Origin of the sequence: Shewanella xiamenensis, assembly GCF_024971755.1 — a bacterium.
Classification (GTDB): Bacteria; Pseudomonadota; Gammaproteobacteria; order Enterobacterales; family Shewanellaceae; genus Shewanella; species Shewanella xiamenensis.
In genome coordinates this window covers 4751326-4770320 of the sequence record NZ_CP079718.1, presented here as the reverse complement: position 1 = coordinate 4770320, position 18995 = coordinate 4751326, and the positions used below count along the sequence as shown (strand labels likewise).

Genomic DNA, 18995 nt, shown 5'->3' with positions numbered 1-18995 from the left:
ATGGTAAACCAGCGGTACCATCCAATGAGTGTGTGGCGAGCGTTTGTAGACGGAACGTGCGCCGCACCTCAGTCTCAAATGGGCCCACGGATATGAGGAACGTGAGCCACTATCCCTCAATGTACGGGAGAGCCTGATGAAGACTTTCCATTCCTAAAAGAAGTAGTTAATCCCTACCGCAAAGCCATTATCTTCCTGCGCTTCGAGTGCTGGATCATCCATGTTGCTGAAATCTAACTTCATTTCGGCAAACATCACAGTGTCGTTACTGTAACGGTAGTGCAGGCCAAGCATGGCGAATTGGCGGGTCCATTTGCCTTGGATGGGCGTGCTGGCATCTGTGTCTAAGTCCAAATAGCTGAGGACAATCATAGGCACAAAGCCATTATCGAATTGATAGGCCGTCATCAGCTCAGCGCCAGTAGCGTCGTAGAGTTCGCCGCCGACCAGTTCATTGTTCTTACTCTGATGGGCGTTAAAGCCGACGTAGAGACCGCTGGCTTCGCGGTTATCGGCGTAGTGATAGTAATCCCCATACATGGCGCCGATACCGACGATTTCGTTGGTTTCATCGACTTGAGTGTTTCCTAAGTGACCTTCAAAGTCGCCACGGTTAAAGCCGGCGAGCAGTTTAAATTTATCGGTGAGTGAGTAGGTCAGGCTGGCACCGTAACTGCTGTCGAAATTAAGCTCTGAGTTGGTCATTTCGCTGCCGTCATCATTTTTTAAGGTGACCTCACCATTGGTTTTGGCGGCGTATTGCAGGGCAATTTGCACTGGGCCAAAGCTATTGCGGTAGATAAACGCGGAGTCGGCACGGCCAGTTCCTGTTAGCCCGCCATCGCTAAAGGCGTAGGCGCCGACGCTATATCCGGCGAACACGTTCGGTAAATCCGTCGTGCCTGCAATATCGTAGTAAGCGCCCCATTGCTTACCAAAACTGAGGCTACCCCATTCATTGTGCGACATCCCGACATAACCTAAACGGTTATAGAGGAAGTCTTCGGTTTTTTCGGCGGCCAGTTTGCCACCTTGCATCACTAAACTGTCATCGCTGGACACCATGTTGATGCCCCATTCCGTGGTGGCAAAGGCGGTCCAGCCATTTCTCTCGCTGCGTTCAAAGCTAAATCGTACTCGGGAGGAGTCATCAATTACTGAGGTATCGTGGCTGTCATTGAGTGCCGCGAAGCCTAACCAACCACTTAAATCTAATGAGTTTTTTTGATCGTTATAGAGTTCAACCGCTTGGCTGCTGGTGGCGGCCAACAGCATAGGTAACATTAGAGCGATGCATGTTTTTTTCATAGTTCCACCGAAAATAGGCAAGTTTTGTCTGGGGACCTTAGGCACTGTGGCTTAAGGTCCCTGAAGACGGATTGGTTGTATGTTTCTTATCTAGTAAAGAGTGAGAATCGCAGGGGAGACGTGCTCACGCTGCTTTGATCTCGGCGGTTGGTGTTTTATTGGAAATCACCCCGTAGATGGTCCAACCGAAGAAGGTCGCGATAGCGCCTAACATCACTGCGGTTTCACCAGAGCTATAGAGGGCGTAGAAGCTATACAGGGCGCCGATAACCGCAATCACGTTGGCAACGCGGGCCTTGTTCGCTGGTACTTTGAGTTGTTTTTGCATTACACCTAGGGCCGCCATCGACAGGATGTAAGGCACAATGTTAGTCACCACGGCGAGGTTAACTAGGGCTTCAAACTGTTTGCTCAGTGATGGGCTGATAGTCATCAGAGACAGCAGAGTTTGGATAGAGACGATGATGGTCATACCCCAAATCGGTGCATCGGCTTTACTGACTTTAGAGAATATTTTAGGGAAGAAGCCTTCATCGGCAGAGGCTTTGAATACCTGTGCGATAGTGAACTGCCAACCCAGCAGTGAGCCAGTACAGGAGATAATGGCGCAGGCCATCACGATTTTACCGACCACAGGGTTAAACATTTGCGCGAAGGCTAGACCGAAAGGTGCGTTTGAGTTAGCAAGGTCGGCGTTAGGCACAATACCGGCAATCACGTTGGTTGAAACGATATAGATAAGCGCTGCACCTAAGGTACCGCCCATTACGGCGATAGGAACGTTTTTCTCTGGGTTATCAACGGCCTCTGAGTTAGCACAAGCCGATTCTAAGCCAAGGAATGCCCATAAGGTCATCGCGATAGAACCGCCTAAGGCTTTGAAGAACGGCATATCATGTGGGTTCCATGCGCCTTTATAGAGGTCGATGTCGAACCAGAACCAACCGACTAACGACACGCCAATCACTGGCAGAATAATCCCCCACACGGTCACGCTGCTCACGCGGCCTGTAATGCGAGCACCACCAAAGTTTGCGACAGTGGCTAACCAAAGCACGCCAATGGTGGCAAGACAGATAGCCATTGGGCTTAAGTTCACTTCGAGCAGCACCGCGGCATAACCCACGGCGGAGATAGCGATGGCGACGTTAGCGATAAGTAGCGAAACCGCATAGGTGTAGTTCGCCATAAAGTTACCGCTGCGGCCAAAGGCATATTCGGCATAACCGCCCATACCACCAGTTTTTTTACTGAACATCCCGCATTTTGCAAACGCAAAGGCCAGCGCGGTTGAGCCTGCGGCGGTCACAAGCCAAGAAAGCACAGAGATAGTACCGACTTGGGCTAATTGGGTGGGCAGCATGATAATCCCAGAGCCCATCATATTAACTATGGTGATAATCGTTAATTGGACAACGCCAATTTTATTTTCTGATTTACTCATAATAATGACCTAATAATATAATTCATTATAGAAGGTTGAAATTGACTGTAGAGCGGGGTTAATTAACTCTACAGTCAGATTCAATTATTTATTTAATACATAACCTAAGGCTTGGATTTTTCCGTCTGGGGTGCTTTCGAGATAAACACCTTGTAATTCTGGAGAGAATCCGGGTAATAAATTGATGCCTTCTTCAAGGGCTAGGAAATAACGTTGTACTGCGCCACCCCATATTTCACCTGGCACCATACATAACACCCCTGGTGGATATGGCAGGGCGCCTTCTGCGGCAATTCGCCCTTCGATTTGTGACAGTGGCACTAATTCAACATTGCCGCGAATAAACTCGAGGTTAGCTTCCTGTGGGTCCATTACTTTTGTTGGGAAGTGAGCATGACGGAACATTTCTTTTTGCAATTGTTTTACGTCATGGCTTACATAAAGGTTGTGCATTTCTTGGCAGAGTTGACGAATGGTATAGTCTTTATAACGAGCTTTATTGGCGTTATAGACGTTTGGCAATACTTCCGATAATGGCGCATCTTCATCGACTAATTTCTCGAAGCGAGATATTTGCGACACTAAGTGCTGCATTTTTGCCATATCTTCCGCAGGTGTCATCAAGAATAAAATCGAATTTAAGTCGCATTTCTCGGGAATAATATTATTTTCACGTAAGAAGTTAGCCAAAATCGTCGCGGGAATACCAAACTCAGTATATTTACCGGTTTCGGCATCAATACCTGGCGTAGTTAATAGGAATTTACAAGGATCAACGAAATATTGGCCTTTTTCATAGCCCTCGAAGGAGTGCCATTTTTGTCCGGGTTCAAACTCGAAGAAACGTAAATCATCGGCCATTTGTTCAGTTTGATAATCCTGCCATGGGCGCCCCTCGATCATACTTGGGATAAATGGCTTGATATATTTACATTTTTTAAGCAGTAACTTACGCGCTTCAATACCGGCTTTGACCGCTTCACGCCACAGATAACGGCCGCTGGCGCCTTCGTGCATCTTAGCGTTCACATCCAATGCGGCAAACAGCGGATAGAAGGGGCTGGTAGAAGCGTGCATCATAAAGGCGTTGTTGAAGCGTTTATGGTTGCAGTATCTGGCTTGGCCTTTGATATGTTTATCTTTTTTGTGAATTTGCGAGGTTTGTGAGAACCCAGCCTGCTGTTTGTGCACTGACTGAGTCACGATAATACCGGGATCGTCAGGTGTCAGTTCCAGCAGCAGTGGCGAGCAGTCGTTCATCATAGGAATAAACTGTTCATAGCCAACCCAAGCCGAGTCAAACAGGATGTAATCACATAGATGACCTATACGATCAACCACTTGGCGAGCGTTGTAGATAGTGCCATCGTAGGTGCCCAGCTGGATAATGGCTAAACGGAATGGACGTTGTTCATCGGCACGCTCAGGCGCAACGGCGCGGATCTGCTCCCTTAAATAAGACTCTTGGAAACAGTGGGCGTCGATACCGCCAATAAAACCGAAGGGGTTACGGGCGGTTTCCAAATAAATCGGTGTTGCGCCCGCTTGAATTAACGCGCCATGGTGGTTGGATTTATGGTTGTTACGGTCGAATAATACCAAGTCACCCTTCGCCAGCAGTGCGTTGGTCGCCACTTTGTTTGAAGAAGAAGTGCCGTTAAGCACAAAGTAGGTTTTATCGGCGTTAAATACCTTCGCCGCGTATTTTTGTGCATCCAGCGGCGCACCTTCGTGGATTAACAGATCGCCGAGTTTAACGTCGGCATTACACATATCTGAGCGGAAAATGGTTTCGCCAAAGAAATCGAAAAATTGACGACCCACAGGATGTTTACGGAAAAATTGACCACCCTGATGTCCTGGGCAAGCAAAGGTAGAGTTACCCATTTCCACGTATTTTTTCAGTGTGCCAAAGAAAGGTGGTAGTAGGGCTTGCTCATATTTTTGGACGGCGGTTTCGACCTGTTTTCCATAGAAATCGGTATTGTTACCGCAGAGTTCAAATACCCCGGTAATCGAGGAGCAAATATCATCTGGGAAGGTTTCTTCACAGCAAACGGATACGAAAATTGGCAGTTTTAATCCGGTATTTTTAATTTTTTCAACAATACCATTTTTAACATCATCAACAGAAACTACAGCCGCGCCCACATCGCAAAAATCTGTGGTTAATACATTGACAACTTCTCTGTCTATTTCAAAACATGATCTAACAGATAAGCTGGCGGCAACTTTTAATGATTTCATCGTTAATTTCCCTTTTACTTTAAAAAGTTTTGGATACAACTTGGCCTATACCTAATTAAAAATATTAATGGTATTAAATTAGATATGGCTATTACGTGTGCAGATATGATGAAGCTATAAGTCGTCCAAGAATAAATAGATAGATTTATTCAAAATGAATGACTTAGCCGCAGCGTTACTGCACGAGCAAAAGAATGCTTTGATTTAGGTGCGAGATAATAAACCTGAAAAAAACAGTACGATAAGTGTATGCGCTTACGAGGGCAATACCACTTTAGACCTGTTAATTGGTCTACTACCTACGCGAAGATTAGCGAAGGAAGATAAATGAATGGTCGAAGTAATCACGTTGGCTAGGCATCATGATATGTCTAGTACGTCGGATATGTGCCATGATTTTAGATTTCCTCTTCATATACAACTCCATTATGAAATTCGAGAAAATTATTAATTCGTTTTATTACGGCATGGAGTTTATCTAGGTGTTGCCAATAAAAATATGATCGGTGTCTTATTTTTAATTAACTGTAATTATTTATTGCAATAAGTTTTATCTGTGTAATTACAGTCAATCATCCTTAAGTATCATTATCTAAATAACGAAAGTAAATATTGTCAGTTTATTTTTAAAATTAAAAATGCATAAATTTATAAATAATAAATATCTAATTACGCGCAAACTACAGTATTAATTTGCTTGGTAATTTATAGAGTACGCCATCCCTGCATAAAAATGCAGATTAAGTCTTTACAAAATCACTTGAGTGCTTAAATATGACAAAAAGTCGACACTTTTTCTCAATTTTGAGCATTTAGGGAAGAAAATTGGCGTTTTGAGGCAGGTTTGCCACTTAAGACTGACGTAAATTAGCGGTGTTACGTATCAATTGGAGATTGTGATGAAGCATTTACATAAGTGGATAGTCGGAATTGGATTATTTACCGCAGTATTAGGGTCGGTGCAGGCCATGACCTTATCGAGCAAAGATATTAGTGAAGGTCAGCAATTATCTAATCAATTTGTTTTTAATGGGTTTGGCTGTACAGGCGCAAATATTTCGCCCCAACTTGCTTGGCGCGATGCCCCTGAAGGCACGAAAGCCTATGCGGTGACGGCGTATGATCCCGATGCACCGACGGGCAGCGGCTGGTGGCATTGGGCAGTTTATAATATTGGTGGCGATCAACAGCAATTAGCGCAAGGTGCGGGTTCTAAAGCCAATGCATTACCTAAAGGGGCGATTGCGCTAAAGAACGATTTTGGCACCACCGACTTTGGTGGCGCCTGTCCACCGCAGGGGCATGGCATGCACCGATATGAATTTACAGTGTGGGCGCTACCGTCGCCATTAGAGTTACCTAAGGATGCCTCACCCGCGCTGTTAGGCTTTATGCTCAATGCACAAGCTTTAGGGCACGCTAAGCTGACCGCAGTGTATCACCGCTGATATTACAGGGCTGATGTATGATCCGCATGTTTGAATACGACTCGAAACAGGCGCAGTCTCTCTCACGGGTGCCTGTGCATCAGCCCTCGATTATTCGCGTGATCCAAGGGGAAAAGTCGTTGCTTTGGCAAGATGATACCCTCGCCGTGAATGCGGAACAGCTATTATTGTTACCCGCTGGAAGCCATATCAGTTTCGTCAATCGGCCAATGAGCGGACGTTACCGAGCGGTGCAACTCGTCTTGCCCTATGAGTTGCCCTCAGGCGTTACGCTGGCGGCAACCGATAGGATGATGCCAAAGCCTACACAAACGATCTCACGCTCGGTCGATTTTGCCTGGAATGCGTTACTGCATAGCCTGACCTTGGCGCTGCCCACATCGGTGCAGATGCATTATTTAGCCGCATTATTGTTAAGTTTGCCGCAGCAAAGTAGTGTGAATTGGCTTTATGGGCATAAGCAATCGAGTGTCACTCAAGCCGTATTGGCAATACTGAGTCAACATCCTTCTGCCCCATGGCAGCAAGAGGAAATCGCCGACAAGTTGCATATGAGCAGTGCCAGTTTAAGACGTAAACTGGCGCAGGAAGACACTAGCTTTAGGCAGTTGCTCGCCGAAGTGCGCTTGTGCCAGGGTTTAGCACTATTGCAAAGCTCTAGCGATTCAGTTTTACAAGTCGCATTGTCTTGCGGGTACTTGTCAGCAGAAAAATTTTCGGCACGCTTCAAACAAACTTTCGGCCTAACACCCGCCGCATATCGCCGTACCTTATGAGCAATCTGCGCAGTTGAGTGGAGTGCCATCCTTGGCTGGGTTTTGGTTAACCTTTCCAGTTTAAATCGAAGTCGTAGCGAACCCCGATAGCGATACTGTTATCTGTATCTCGGTTGTCATTGTCTTGATATAAGTATTCTGCATGTAGGCGCACATTGGCGCTGGGATTCCACTCTATTGTGGTATTAACGCCTTGATAGTTAAGACTGCTTGAGTCGTTTATCCCATCGTCGAATCGAAAGTAACCCAGCTTAAGCTTATAGTCCTGGCCGAGTGGCAGGGCGAGTGCACTATCGAGGCTATAGCCCTCTCTGTCTTCGCCTTGATTGAGTTGGTAGTCCTTATATTGATAGGCAATGGCAAGATAGACACCATTGGTAAAGCTATAAGCCATTGCAAAGCCAGTAGTATTTTCTTTGCCAGTATTAAGATTGGACTCGAAAGTATCCTGCTCTAGGTAACTTAGGCCTAGGTGCAACTGCTGCCAATCGAAGCCAAGCCCTGCGTTCAGCATATCGGCACCACTGTTGGCCTCTTCGCTCTTAAATTGCGCGGAACCCATAAGGGTAAAATAGCCGATTTTTGTTTGATAGAGCGCGAGATTATCCGTAAAGAAAGGACTCTCCTGATTGTAGGCGAAAGGCGAGTTGGCATTATTGAAGATGTCAGTATATTCGGCGACTAGGCTATATTGTACGGGGCGTTGACGGCCGAGAGTGAATTGTCCCCAAGGAGAGCTTACGCCCGCAAAAGCTAAGCGTGCATCACCAAAGCTACCATCACCGTTCAGGTTTATTTTCCATTCCCCCTGTGCCAGTAATGCCCAGCCGGGAGCGAATTCAGTTTTACCTTTAATCCCTATACGTGAGAGCGCATCTCCAACATCCCAATCGTCGCTCAAACGACTATCGCTGTAGACCAGCGTCGGTCTCAGTGAGCCGTAGAGGCTAAGTTCGGTATTTTGCAGTTGAGTTGTTTGTTGCTGTTCTAAGTGTTGTAGGCGGCGATCGAGTTGTTCCCAATCACGATTTTCTGCGGCCATAGTGGCAAAAGGCAGCGTGAGACCGAGTAGCAGTAGTGAGGTTTTATTCATAATTTCCCCTTATTTTAGGGTGTAACGGTTTTTTAAGATGCAACTAGCCCTGACCTTAAAGATCGCGGACATGGGTGTGGGTGATTCCCCCCGAATGGGGGGATACTGGCGTTATTGACTCACTTGGAGTTGCAGTGACCCCGAGTCGTCAGCTTTTACTTGCTTTTAGGTAACTTCTGGAACCAGAGATTGTGGTGTTGCTTAGCCCAGTTCTCATCGCATTTCCCTGTGAGCATGCATTCCATACCGCCTTCAGAAATCACTGTTGCCATATAGATATGTACGACGGTAAATGCCCCTAGCACGAAAGCGCTCACGAGATGCAGGATTAAGGCGAGATTGGCGCCATCTTTGGTTGCGACCAAGCTTGGGAACATCAAGACCACACCGGAGCCAATCATCAGAGCGCCAAACAGGGCAAAACACCAGAACCAGAGTTTTTCGCCTGCGTTAGCAAAGCCTGCATCAGGGTGCTGACCTTTGAACGAGCCGAAGTTGAGGTAGCCGCCGAGCGCCTTAAACCAACCTAAGTCGCAGGCTTCAGGGAGTTGTTTGTTGGCCCATTTCACCACCATTACTAACCAACCTAATATAAAGGGAAAGGCCATAAGGTTATGAATGGCTACAGAGCTACCGATAAAACCGATCCAACGTTCTGCTCCCATATTCGGCTCTAACCAAAAACGGCCTGCGATCATCGCCAGTCCGGTGCCGATCAGCAGAAGACAAGCGATTGCGCCTATCCAGTGGAACAATATATCCATTCCACTCCAACGGTTGACTTTATGGCCAGAGAAACCTTGAGTCAGTTTTGCCTTGCCATTGATTAAAACAAACAGGGCTAAGACGAAAAACATCCCAAAGAAACTGTAGGTCAGTAGATCGGCCCACCAAGTCGCAGGAGCGAGCGTTTCGAGATAGCCTTGATTGACTTGGGCCAAGGGCGCAGGAAACTCAGGCTGTAGTGGCATTCCACGAAGTTCAGGAATATCCCCTTGAACGGCGATTTCCTGTATGGGTTGCCATTGTTGAGGTTGGGGCATTAACGTTTCGCTCGCCAGTAGCGGTAAGCTGTAAATGCCAGCAGTAAGACTAGTGATAACAGTGATTAATCTTTTCATATTATATCCTTAAGCATCGAGTCGAGGCTTTTCAGATGGGGCATGGGCCCCTGCAATATTTAATCTGTTCGCCAAAAAGTCGGCTAGCGCCTTGGCATAGCAGTCCCAAAACTTGAGCTGAGCATGGCGTGACATTCCGTCTGTGAAATATTCAAACCAAGTACCGAGATGTTGTTGTAAAAAACACTGTGCCATCTGGTTCAACTCATTGGCTACTGTGGGGTTGGTATTGCTATGGTGATGGCGTAGGGCTTCGGCACAGAAGAGAAACTCCATTTCATTGCCAATATAATCAGCAGGTTCATTGAGTTTGTTATCTATTACTAGGCCTAGTTTTTGGTAAAACTTGGCCACAGTGCTGGTGTTGTCGGTGTTGAGTTGCCTTCCCCCATCGCGATACACAGACTCATAGGGGGGCACTAACAAGCGTGTCGGTCCTATACACATGCGGTTATAGTCACATTCGAGCTCTATCGGCTCAGTCAACCATTTACGAGCCTCCTGCAATAGCATGGGATATTGCTGGTTATGCTCTAACCAAGTGATCAGCAGTTGCAGGGTCTCGGGAGACGAAGGGGTGAACAACATTCCCTTGAACGCCTGATAACCTGCCGCTACTGGACCAAAATCCGTTGATGTCATAGCCGCTCCTTAACAATGACCATGTTAGGTTTGGTGACGCAGTTACCGTAACCAATCCCTTGCTTAGAGACTGAAGGTTTTTGAGCGAGTAGCTGATTGATACGGTCGGTATCGAGACATTTTACGGGGCAGCCATCGACGCACGCTGGCTTAAGACCTTGGTCGATCAGTTCAATGCACATATTGCATTTAGCGGCTTTACCATCAGTTTTAAGCATGACGACGGCATCGTAAGGGCAGGCACTGACACACAGGCCACAACCTGTGCACTTGTCGCGGTTGAGTACGACGAGCCCGTCACTGCGTACTGTATATGCTTGGGCAGGGCAAGCAATTAAGCAGGCTGGATTACCACAGTGCATACAGGAGTGGCTTAGCCATACGTCTATTGCACCGTCATCGCGCGGCACTTCGTATCTGTCGACTTTACGAAAGCGTACGTCTTCTGGGAGTTCATTGTGGATTTGGCAGGCAATGGTGCAGGCTTGGCAGCCTACACAGTTTTCTTGTCTGAAGACGAATCCGAGTTGATGTTTATTTTCCATGGGGTTCTCCATCAGGCTTTAGCCAAAGACACGCGGGTTGAATGGTAGGCAGAGCAACCACCCATGTCGGTCAATCTGTCTGTCGTCAATGAGTTAGTGCAACCCTCAGTGCCGTTAGGATTGAGTCTGAGCCAATTACATTTAGGGCTCATCAAGGTCCCTTGAGGTACGCCAGTGGTTATCATGGCGACAAACTTGGCCTCACCGCGGTGATTACTGAGTTGAACTCTGTCGTTGTTTTTGATGCCGTAGGTTTTTGCATCTTCAGGATTGATTTTTACGTAGTAGGCGGGAATGGCACGAATGTATTTTACATTGTAGAAGGAGCTATTGACCCGCTGTGGAACACCTGATGAGAGTAGGCGGAAGGGAAGTGCTTTTTCTTTGGCTTCCATCTCATCTTCGGGTAAACCCCAATCGAGTACAGGGTGAAAACCTGCATCGGCCATGAGCTGAGAACTAAATTCAATCTTGCCACTTGGCGTATCGTATTTACCATCGGCGAGTACAGGCTGGGGAATGTCTAACTTGATGTATTTTTCCTTCATCAACCGCTCGTAACTGACGCCTTTATAGTAAGGCGAATCGGTCGTTAACAGCTCGCGAATGATGTCATCATTACTGGCTTTGAAGGCGGGGTCTTCAAATCCCATGGCTTGGCCTAATTCACGGAAGAAGGTCCAGTTACACTTGGATTCTCCCAAAGGTTCAATCACTTTCTGGCAGACCTGCACATAGTAGCCATGGTAGTCACCGACGATATCATCGGTTTCAAATTGGCTGGCCGCAGGCAGGATAATATCGCAGTATTGCAGTGAGTCCGTCATGACCATGTCATGGCCGACCACAAACAGATCTTCCCGTTTCATCCCTTCGATAACGGCATTGGTATCCGGTGCCACAACGACAGGGTTACCGTTATAGATAATCATGCCGTGAATCGGTTTACTCGGTTTGTCATGGCTGGTGGGATGTGTTGGATGAAGCGCCTTGGCAAGCTCCGTCATATTAATCCGCTGCGCATCAGGATTGGAGCGCATATATTTACCGCTCGCTTGATACTGATTCAGTCCGCCACCTGCATGAACGTTATCGTAGATTAACCCGTTACCACGCTTACCAAAGTTCCCTGTAACGGCGAGCAACATAGCCACAGCGCGGGACATGCGGGCACCGTTAAAGTTACGTTGGAAACCATAGCCCATACGCAACATGGTTTTTTCGTTTTCGCCTAGCACCTTGGCAAATTCAAACATTTTTGCCCGAGGAACCCCTGTGATCTTCTCTATTTCGTCGTAACTGATCTCGTTCAAGCGTTGCAATAGGGCGTCGTAGCCAATGGTTTGCTCTGCGATAAACTTATGATCGACAAGATCTTTCTCTACAAGATATTTCATTATGCCCGCGCAGAGTTGCACATCTGTGCTAGGGCGAGGTTGTAGGTAAATATCTGCCTGTGAACATAAAGGGGTTCGCTGTGGATTGACGGCTAACAGCTTGGTGCCGCGGTCACGGGCTTGGTTAATGAGTTTGATAGCAATAGTGTTAGAAACAACTTCATCATGTCCCCAGGTGAGGTACACATCGCTGAGTAAGATATCCTCAGGATCTGGGCCGAGGAAGGTGCCATACAAGGATTCGAGCCCATCATAGGCGGCATAGGTACAGACTTTACGTTCAAGAATAGAGGAGCCGATACGGTTCCAGAAACGCTCACCGGAAGCGGACATACCAATGGCGCCATAATTACCAGAATAGCTATAGGGAAGAATGGCCTCTGAACCGTGCTCTGCAATGATCTGTTTGAAACGACTAGATATTTTACTGTAGGCTTCATCCCAACTAATACGGCGCCATTTACCTTCGCCTTTGTTACCAACACGCTCCATTGGATGTAAGATCCGGTCGGCGGCATAGGTATACTGGACGTAGCTTTGACCTTTCAAGCAGGGCGCTAAACCTGTTTTAGCTTGTTCTTCTGCCCCGGATACATAGGTCATGCGACCATCTTGCACTCTAAACTTAAGTAAACATCGGGCTGCACAGTTGCGTAAACAACTATGATAAACAACATCTCCATTTCGTTTTGCCAATAGACCTGTATTGGCGCCTTGTTGCTTGGCATGTGCTATGCCGGGGGTTAAGCCTGACAGGGAGGACAGCACAGCGCTTGCTGCAGCTCCTTGTAAAAACGTGCGTCTATCGATTTTCATCGTCATCACCCACCATGATTTGAACCTTAGGTTCGTTTTGATTATTGGCTTTGTGCCTTTTATATCGCCGGGGAACCGGCATGCCCCGAGAGAATCCCAGGGCGAAATTACTTACATCACATAGATTTGCAGTTGGTTTTGCCCATTGATCAGGCTGATGGTCAACAGTTTGCCATCCTGTACTAACAGTCCTTGCGGATTGTTCGTGCCAGCCAGTTTGGCCATAGGTGTTACTTCGCCAGTAAGCAGATTGAGCTTAAGTACCTCGCTGCCGTCATTGTTGAGGATCCAAGCTTGCTCGCCTTGAACGCTGATGCCTGTTACTTGAGGTAGTGCAGGGAGTCCTTGTAAATTTGATTCGGCAGAGAGCGTCATATCTGTGCGGTCAAAGCGTGATAACACTAAGTGTTCGTTGAGTGCATCGCGGGTCGTAACCGTGACAAATTGTGCGAGTGTGCTGCTGTAACCCAATGCCAAGCTGTAGCTGGTTTTAGCGCGTACCGTGCTGAACTGGCCGCGAGCGGTTTCACCTATGCCATCGCTACTTTGGTTGAAGCGGCGATAGTTCATTTCCCAGTTTTGTGTTGGATCGAGCGTTAATTCCGCCCAAGCTTTATTGAAGCCCATCACCAGCAAGCTGTTGGCGGAAGTAAAGGCAACCCCATGAAGCGTTTCAATATGCAGCATATACATGCCGTCAATCTGCGCTTTACTGAGAATTTGCATTTTCTTATCAAGGATATAGACCCAATTATTTGTTGTCGTTAGGGCATAAATCTCTGCGTCAGCTTGATAGTCAATGGCAGTCACACGTCCACTTATCTCCAATGGGAGTACTTGTTCAGCGACTAATTTCGCTCTAGGAGCCTTAGCAAATAGCGGTTCTGTTGGTTGCCAAGTCTCAATATCTGGATTATCAATGGCGTAAGCACCGCGAGCATTAGGTGCATAAGTTGGCCAGTGGTCGAGTTCCCAACTCATGTATTGAGGATTAAAAGAGACTCGGCCAGGGCTATCTTGACCTACGAAGGGAAGGGGGCCCGTTTGCGTAAAGGCTTGGACAATATTGCCACTGATCACGACTAGGAATATCCCACAGGCAACCTTAGGAAGCGTATCGAGTGGTTGCTTGCCGTAGCCGTTATTCGGGAACTTATTGCCAAGTGTGAGCATGAGTAATGCCACCACAATAAGCACGACGACAAACACGAATAACGCCCAAGTGTAGGTATGAGCGCCCATGATTTTCAGTGAAAAACCTTGGCCAATATCACTGCCTAAATTGATCGAGGTATGAACTGAGGCCATAAAGGCACCATATATTCCAAGCCAAACTAACGCGGCGATATATTTAGGTTTTAGGCCAAAGCGAACGATATAGAGGGCTGTTAGCGCCACTAAGATCATGGCTGTACGTTCTTGCCAGCAGAAAGCACAAGGGTTATCTAAATAAATAAATCCGAAAATAAAACAAGCAATACCAACGGGTAATGCCATGATAATAATAGAAGCAAATGAAGCTAGCTTGTTAAATAAATGCTCTTTCATGGTAGCCCTTTAGTAATTGCCGATAGGAAGTAAAATGCCCCAAGACATCATTATCCAAATGAAGAAACTTAACCCAATGCAACCAAATAATAATTTGTCTGCGAGCGACTCTTTTTCTGGTTTTTTTAACACCAGATAAGCGGCAAATGCCGTGATGCAAAAAAGTGTGAACTCCATTAACTACCTCTTTATTGACGTGTGACTTATCTCTTAATTAGCTGAGGCTAATCGCCATTCTCTCTCTAATCCATAAACGAGTTTTGATTTAACCCAGTTGAATGCTGGTGAGTTATTTATATTTCCATAGAGAATGTAATTTCCAACTGCTCTTTGTTCACTGCGGATTTCTTTAATATCGTTAATCATTTCATCTGTTAATCTTCGATAATTAACCGAGGGAATCATGTCGACAAATTGACGAGTAAATTGATTACAACTTAACGTGATGCTGTTAGATTGAGCGAGTAGTTGCATGGCGGTTGCTACACTGTCGGTATAACCCGCCACATCCATTTGTAATCCATTGTCACGACAAAGATTAACCAATAGCGGACAACTGAGATCGTTATAGTTATCAATCTCTAACAGTGGATAGTTTGATAGTTGTTCCAATGACATTTCACCCTCAAGAATGGGGTGGTTATGATTGGCTAAGATGTAGATATCTCCAGTTTCGGAGAAGATTTCATTATTGAGTCGACTATCATCGAAGCCTTCGTACACAACAACAAAATCAATATCACCTGTTATTAACTCATTGTTGCAATCGTGACTTAAGCTACGGACATCGAATCTAATATTGGGTGCTTCAGGTTGAATATAGTTTGAGATCACTTTATGAACAGCATAAACAAACTCGTCATAGGCGCGTATTACAAAATGGCCACCAGATTCACTTGGAGTGAAAACAGAATGTTGACGTTCGAGTAGTTGATATTGTTCAACAAGATACTTGGCGTGCGGAATGAGCTCTTCTAACTTTTTAGTTGGAATTAATCCATGTGATTTACGAATGAATAGTGAGTCCATGAATATATCGCGTAGTGCATTTAATGTACGCGTGACGTTACAGTTTGATAGACCAAGTTCTGTGGCGGCTATATTGGCTTGACCATTTTTATAAACGGAAAGTAATACTCTAAGCTGAAGGTAATTAAGATTATCTATTTTCATTTTGGTAAGTTCTTGGCTTTATTTTCATATCACTATGAGCTCTTTGTAGGCTTGTTGCCAAGATTAATATGGCATTATGTTCTGGTTAATTCTGTTATTTATGAGTTTCATCCTGTTTTTAAGTGATTGAAATAACCTTATTTCTGATGGTGAAATTTAATTTTTCTGGGTTTTATTAGTGAATGTGTGAATGAGTTCAGGAATAAAGTTGAAAGATATGTCGAGATAAAAAATTGTGACATTCGTACTTGTGTTGTCTATTGGTGTGTCGTAGGAGGATGGGTTAGGCTAAATAACCATCGATATAAAAGCGTGATTTCAGAACGAATGCTTGCTTTATTCTTAAGCAAAAGTGTGGTTACTTATCCTTAATGCTAGAGGTTTGCTAATTTAGAAAAGTCGCTATGAGTTGCAGTATTCGTATCGCATTTAGGGCTCACTTAACAGGAGGTATTTATGGCAGAAGAGCAATTCACTGAAACTGGTTTTTGGAACAAAATCAAAATGTTTGGTCGCCAGGCTGGGCGTGAGGTGGTTGAGCGTGCTTTGTGGCTTTACTATGCTGCGCAAAAGCCTAATACACCTACGTGGGCCAAGTCGGTAATTTTTGGGGCCTTGGCGTATTTTATCTCGCCTTTAGATGCGATTCCCGATTTAACGCCGTTAGTCGGTTTTACTGATGATTTAGGGGCGTTAGCGGCGGCGTTGACTATGGTAACGCTTTATATTGATGATGAGGTTAAATCACTGGCTGCGGCTAAGTTAGCGTTGTGGTTTGGCGATGAGCCGACAACGCCTAAATCCTGATATCTCTGAGCATTAAACCTTAAAAATATGATTTTATTAGTGGTTAATGAAGATGAGTTGGCTTAGTTTTTTGAGGGTAAAAAAATTTTCTGTTAAACGTTTCACTATTACGCAATTGCGCTATATGCTAGCGCTGTTTTGTGAACCCATTGTGTGTGTTTAGGCAAATAAATGAAAAATATTATGGTGGTGATCCTGTGGTTGATAGGAGTCTCTGCCGCCACTCCCGTGTTCGCCGATAAGGCCTCGCCAGAACAACTCGCTCGTCTGTACCTCGATTTTATGGCTCAAACTAGTCGTCAGAGTGAAACTCTGTGGCCGGGATTTCGTCTCGACGATAAAGTCCACCTCTTCAGCTATGCGGGCAGTGTTTGGTTACGTCAGCCCGGTGGTGAGATTATTAAAGACAACAGTGTGTTAGAGTCAGTTAACCTTCACTCTGGTCTATCAGTTAATTTTGGTTTTCCTCAGTATCAAGGGTTGGCTGGTGTGTTGATCCAGCTCGAGTCTCCCACGATTCAATTTGATAGTACGACAAAAACTGCCGATTTGCCTTTCGTGATTTGGGCTGGCAATAGTGTGCATGAGGCGTTTCATTTTTACGCTCAATCCGAGTGGCGTGTATTAGAGGACGCTCGCCGCTATGAAGGGGAGGTCTACCCGCTTAATTTTGATGCGCGCTATTACCGTCTTCAGTTATTCAACTCGCTCATGTCAGCCTTAAAACAGCCCGAGCAACAAGCATTGTACTTAGGCCATGCTGCTTACTGGTTGCAGGCATGGCGTCAAACGGCGCCTAACGAAGATAAAGTCAGTTATGTGAGTGATTTAGTCGAAGGCAGTGCAAAATACGTTGAGTTGATTGCGGGCGCGCGCTTCCTGAGCCAAAACCAAACCTATCTCGGTTATCAACAGATACTGCTGCAATATGTGCAGGATTATTATCAACAGCAGCAAATGCTTGGCGGTTGGACGGCCGAAGCTGAGAATATCGGCGCACTTGCGGGAATACTGTTAGATAGCACCCAAGATGCCTATGTGTGGAAAGAGTCAGTGATGTCGGGCATGTTGCCTGTGGATTTACTACTGGGTTGCATTAAGCCGATTACTCCACCGGTTGGGCAAAATAGTGCACAGAAGAAACGTCTGCAAGATATGCTGGCTTACTATCCGTCGACTGATCAAAAATTGGCTCAGCTATTGCGAGATGTGCAGGACCCCAAGGTGCCACTATTGGTCATGCCGAGCGTAAGCGATAGCAGTAGTTTTATGGATGTGGGGGAAGTTCGTTCCGGGTTTTATGTTGTGCCTTATCAAGAGGAAATGACTCAGGCTTATTTAGGGATGAGTGTGCAATTTAGTAACTTAAATGTCAGTGGTAGCCCCTTGTTGGATGTGCCTTTGCAAAATTATTGTGAGGGCATTGAAGCCGCAACTCTGTTACCTTTGGGGTTTACCTTCCAACGCGAAGGTCAGTATCTGGTGTTTAATGAGCCGGAAATCCACGGAACAATAAGGGTTTCTGCAAGTGTTGTTGAGGGAAGAACCCTCTACTGTGCGATGAATTAATATGAGAAAAAATCAGCTCGAATTTACCTACATGCGTGGCATTGCGATTATTTTTATCGTGCTTGGGCATAGTATTTACAACTCTGAGGAAGGGTTTCCGTTATTGCTGGAAAATTTACTCAGAGGTGGCACGGCGCTGTTCGTGTTTATCTCTGGTTATTTTTTCCATCGGATTTTTTATAAGGACTTCGATTACGGTAAGTTCATGAAGAATAAAGTACAAAATGTGCTTTATCCTTTCTTAGTGGTTTCTGCTGTTGGCTTATTCTGCTTGAGTTTGCGCTGGATTTTTATGGAGCATCAGCCACTTGAACAGTTGTTGCTCAGTATTTTTTATACCGTACGAAATGGTTACATCTTGTACCCGCATTGGTATATCCCTTTTATCATGGCAGTGTTTTTATTGTCGCCAGTATTTTTATGGTTTATTCGCTGCTCACAGCAAATGCGTTGGACGCTATTTGTACTGAGTTGTGTGGTGGCAATTTTGCTCCACAGACCCATAGGCAACGTTAACTTTATTCATTCAGTCGTTTATTTTATGCCTTTCTATTTGATTGGTATTTTATATTCACAAGATGAACATCTTGTGTCGCGCTATGGTTCTATTTTAAGTGCGCTAGCAGGGATTTTCCTTGTCGTGAGCTTGGTTGAACAGAGTTATATAGTGCAGCATGTGGGTAACTATCATAAAGCACCGTTTGAATATAACGGCATCGACTGGCAGTTTATCCAAAAACTGAGCCTGTGTGTGTTGGTGCTTAACTTCTGTGATTGGTTGTCAAAACGTAGTCGCTTACCTTGGCTTATCGAAATCGCCGAAATGAGTTTTGCGATTTTCTTTATCCATCCGCTGTTCGATATGTTGTTTAATACCACTGCAACGATATTCCGTTTCCGTTTCCCGCCAGGGTCTGCTATCACGAGTATTCTGTTCTCGGCCGCGATTTTTCTCTTCCTGATGGTGGGCAGTATTATCACGGCGCGCTTTATCAAAAAACGTTTAGGTAACCGTTCTCGTCTTTACATCGGTTGGTAATCCTTCACAAGCACAGGGGAAT

At 45.6% G+C, this 18995-nt stretch carries 16 protein-coding genes; 5 read left to right on the top strand and 11 right to left on the bottom strand.

All coding sequences use genetic code 11. The annotated features are described in order from the left end of the window. Positions 1-153: 153 nt before the first annotated feature. The 4 genes from KXJ80_RS22015 to speFL all read right to left on the bottom strand — a co-directional run bounded on the left by KXJ80_RS22015 (position 154) and on the right by speFL (position 5393). Positions 154-1308, bottom strand: coding sequence for a porin (locus KXJ80_RS22015; RefSeq protein WP_218737614.1), 1155 nt, complete (start codon positions 1306-1308; stop codon positions 154-156). 124 nt (positions 1309-1432) lie between these two features. Then, positions 1433-2752, bottom strand: a complete 1320-nt coding sequence (potE, locus tag KXJ80_RS22010; RefSeq protein ID WP_218737613.1) for a putrescine-ornithine antiporter — start codon at positions 2750-2752, stop codon at positions 1433-1435. 84 nt (positions 2753-2836) lie between these two features. Further along, a complete protein-coding gene (gene speF / locus KXJ80_RS22005; protein ID WP_218737612.1) occupies positions 2837-4999 on the bottom strand; it encodes an ornithine decarboxylase SpeF in 2163 nt (720 codons plus the stop codon). A 310-nt stretch (positions 5000-5309) separates the two neighbouring features. Further along, on the bottom strand, positions 5310-5393 hold the full coding sequence (gene speFL, locus KXJ80_RS22500; RefSeq protein ID WP_224022194.1) for a leader peptide SpeFL: 84 nt from the start codon (positions 5391-5393) through the stop codon (positions 5310-5312). A 505-nt stretch (positions 5394-5898) separates the two neighbouring features. Here speFL and KXJ80_RS22000 point away from each other — a divergent pair. Together KXJ80_RS22000 and KXJ80_RS21995 are read left to right on the top strand one after the other, a co-directional pair. Beyond that, the gene (locus KXJ80_RS22000) at positions 5899-6447 is read left to right on the top strand and encodes a YbhB/YbcL family Raf kinase inhibitor-like protein (RefSeq protein WP_047534161.1); all 549 of its coding nucleotides are present in this window, start codon (positions 5899-5901) and stop codon (positions 6445-6447) included. Between the two features lie 17 nt (positions 6448-6464). Beyond that, positions 6465-7223 carry a helix-turn-helix transcriptional regulator gene (locus tag KXJ80_RS21995; RefSeq protein ID WP_218737611.1) on the top strand — a complete coding sequence of 253 codons (759 nt, stop codon included), beginning with the start codon at positions 6465-6467 and terminating at the stop codon, positions 7221-7223. A gap of 46 nt (positions 7224-7269) precedes the next feature. Here KXJ80_RS21995 and KXJ80_RS21990 read toward each other — a convergent pair whose 3' ends face one another. The 7 genes from KXJ80_RS21990 to KXJ80_RS21960 all read right to left on the bottom strand — a co-directional run bounded on the left by KXJ80_RS21990 (position 7270) and on the right by KXJ80_RS21960 (position 15558). Further along, positions 7270-8316, bottom strand: a complete 1047-nt coding sequence (locus KXJ80_RS21990; RefSeq protein ID WP_218737610.1) for a porin — start codon at positions 8314-8316, stop codon at positions 7270-7272. A 155-nt stretch (positions 8317-8471) separates the two neighbouring features. After that, on the bottom strand, positions 8472-9437 hold the full coding sequence (locus KXJ80_RS21985; protein ID WP_218737609.1) for a formate dehydrogenase subunit gamma: 966 nt from the start codon (positions 9435-9437) through the stop codon (positions 8472-8474). 9 nt (positions 9438-9446) lie between these two features. Further along, complete coding sequence (locus KXJ80_RS21980; RefSeq protein WP_037413782.1) at positions 9447-10079, bottom strand: TorD/DmsD family molecular chaperone; 633 nt, start codon at positions 10077-10079, stop codon at positions 9447-9449. Further along, complete coding sequence (locus tag KXJ80_RS21975; protein ID WP_037413781.1) at positions 10076-10624, bottom strand: 4Fe-4S dicluster domain-containing protein; 549 nt, start codon at positions 10622-10624, stop codon at positions 10076-10078. Before KXJ80_RS21975 ends, KXJ80_RS21980 begins: the two co-directional genes overlap by 4 nt. Before the next feature lie 11 nt (positions 10625-10635). Next, the gene (locus KXJ80_RS21970; protein WP_099458472.1) at positions 10636-12837 is read right to left on the bottom strand and encodes a molybdopterin-dependent oxidoreductase; all 2202 of its coding nucleotides are present in this window, start codon (positions 12835-12837) and stop codon (positions 10636-10638) included. Between the two features lie 111 nt (positions 12838-12948). Next, positions 12949-14385 carry a disulfide bond formation protein B gene (locus KXJ80_RS21965; protein WP_218737608.1) on the bottom strand — a complete coding sequence of 479 codons (1437 nt, stop codon included), beginning with the start codon at positions 14383-14385 and terminating at the stop codon, positions 12949-12951. A 210-nt stretch (positions 14386-14595) separates the two neighbouring features. Then, on the bottom strand, positions 14596-15558 hold the full coding sequence (locus KXJ80_RS21960; RefSeq protein WP_144375660.1) for a LysR substrate-binding domain-containing protein: 963 nt from the start codon (positions 15556-15558) through the stop codon (positions 14596-14598). A gap of 456 nt (positions 15559-16014) precedes the next feature. Here KXJ80_RS21960 and KXJ80_RS21955 point away from each other — a divergent pair, with 456 nt between their 5' ends. From KXJ80_RS21955 to KXJ80_RS21945, 3 genes are all read left to right on the top strand, one after another. Then, positions 16015-16365 carry a YkvA family protein gene (locus KXJ80_RS21955; RefSeq protein ID WP_037413772.1) on the top strand — a complete coding sequence of 117 codons (351 nt, stop codon included), beginning with the start codon at positions 16015-16017 and terminating at the stop codon, positions 16363-16365. A 171-nt stretch (positions 16366-16536) separates the two neighbouring features. After that, the gene (locus KXJ80_RS21950) at positions 16537-17934 is read left to right on the top strand and encodes a hypothetical protein (RefSeq protein WP_218737607.1); all 1398 of its coding nucleotides are present in this window, start codon (positions 16537-16539) and stop codon (positions 17932-17934) included. Between the two features lies 1 nt (position 17935). Beyond that, complete coding sequence (locus KXJ80_RS21945; RefSeq protein WP_047534185.1) at positions 17936-18973, top strand: acyltransferase family protein; 1038 nt, start codon at positions 17936-17938, stop codon at positions 18971-18973. Positions 18974-18995: the final 22 nt, after the last annotated feature.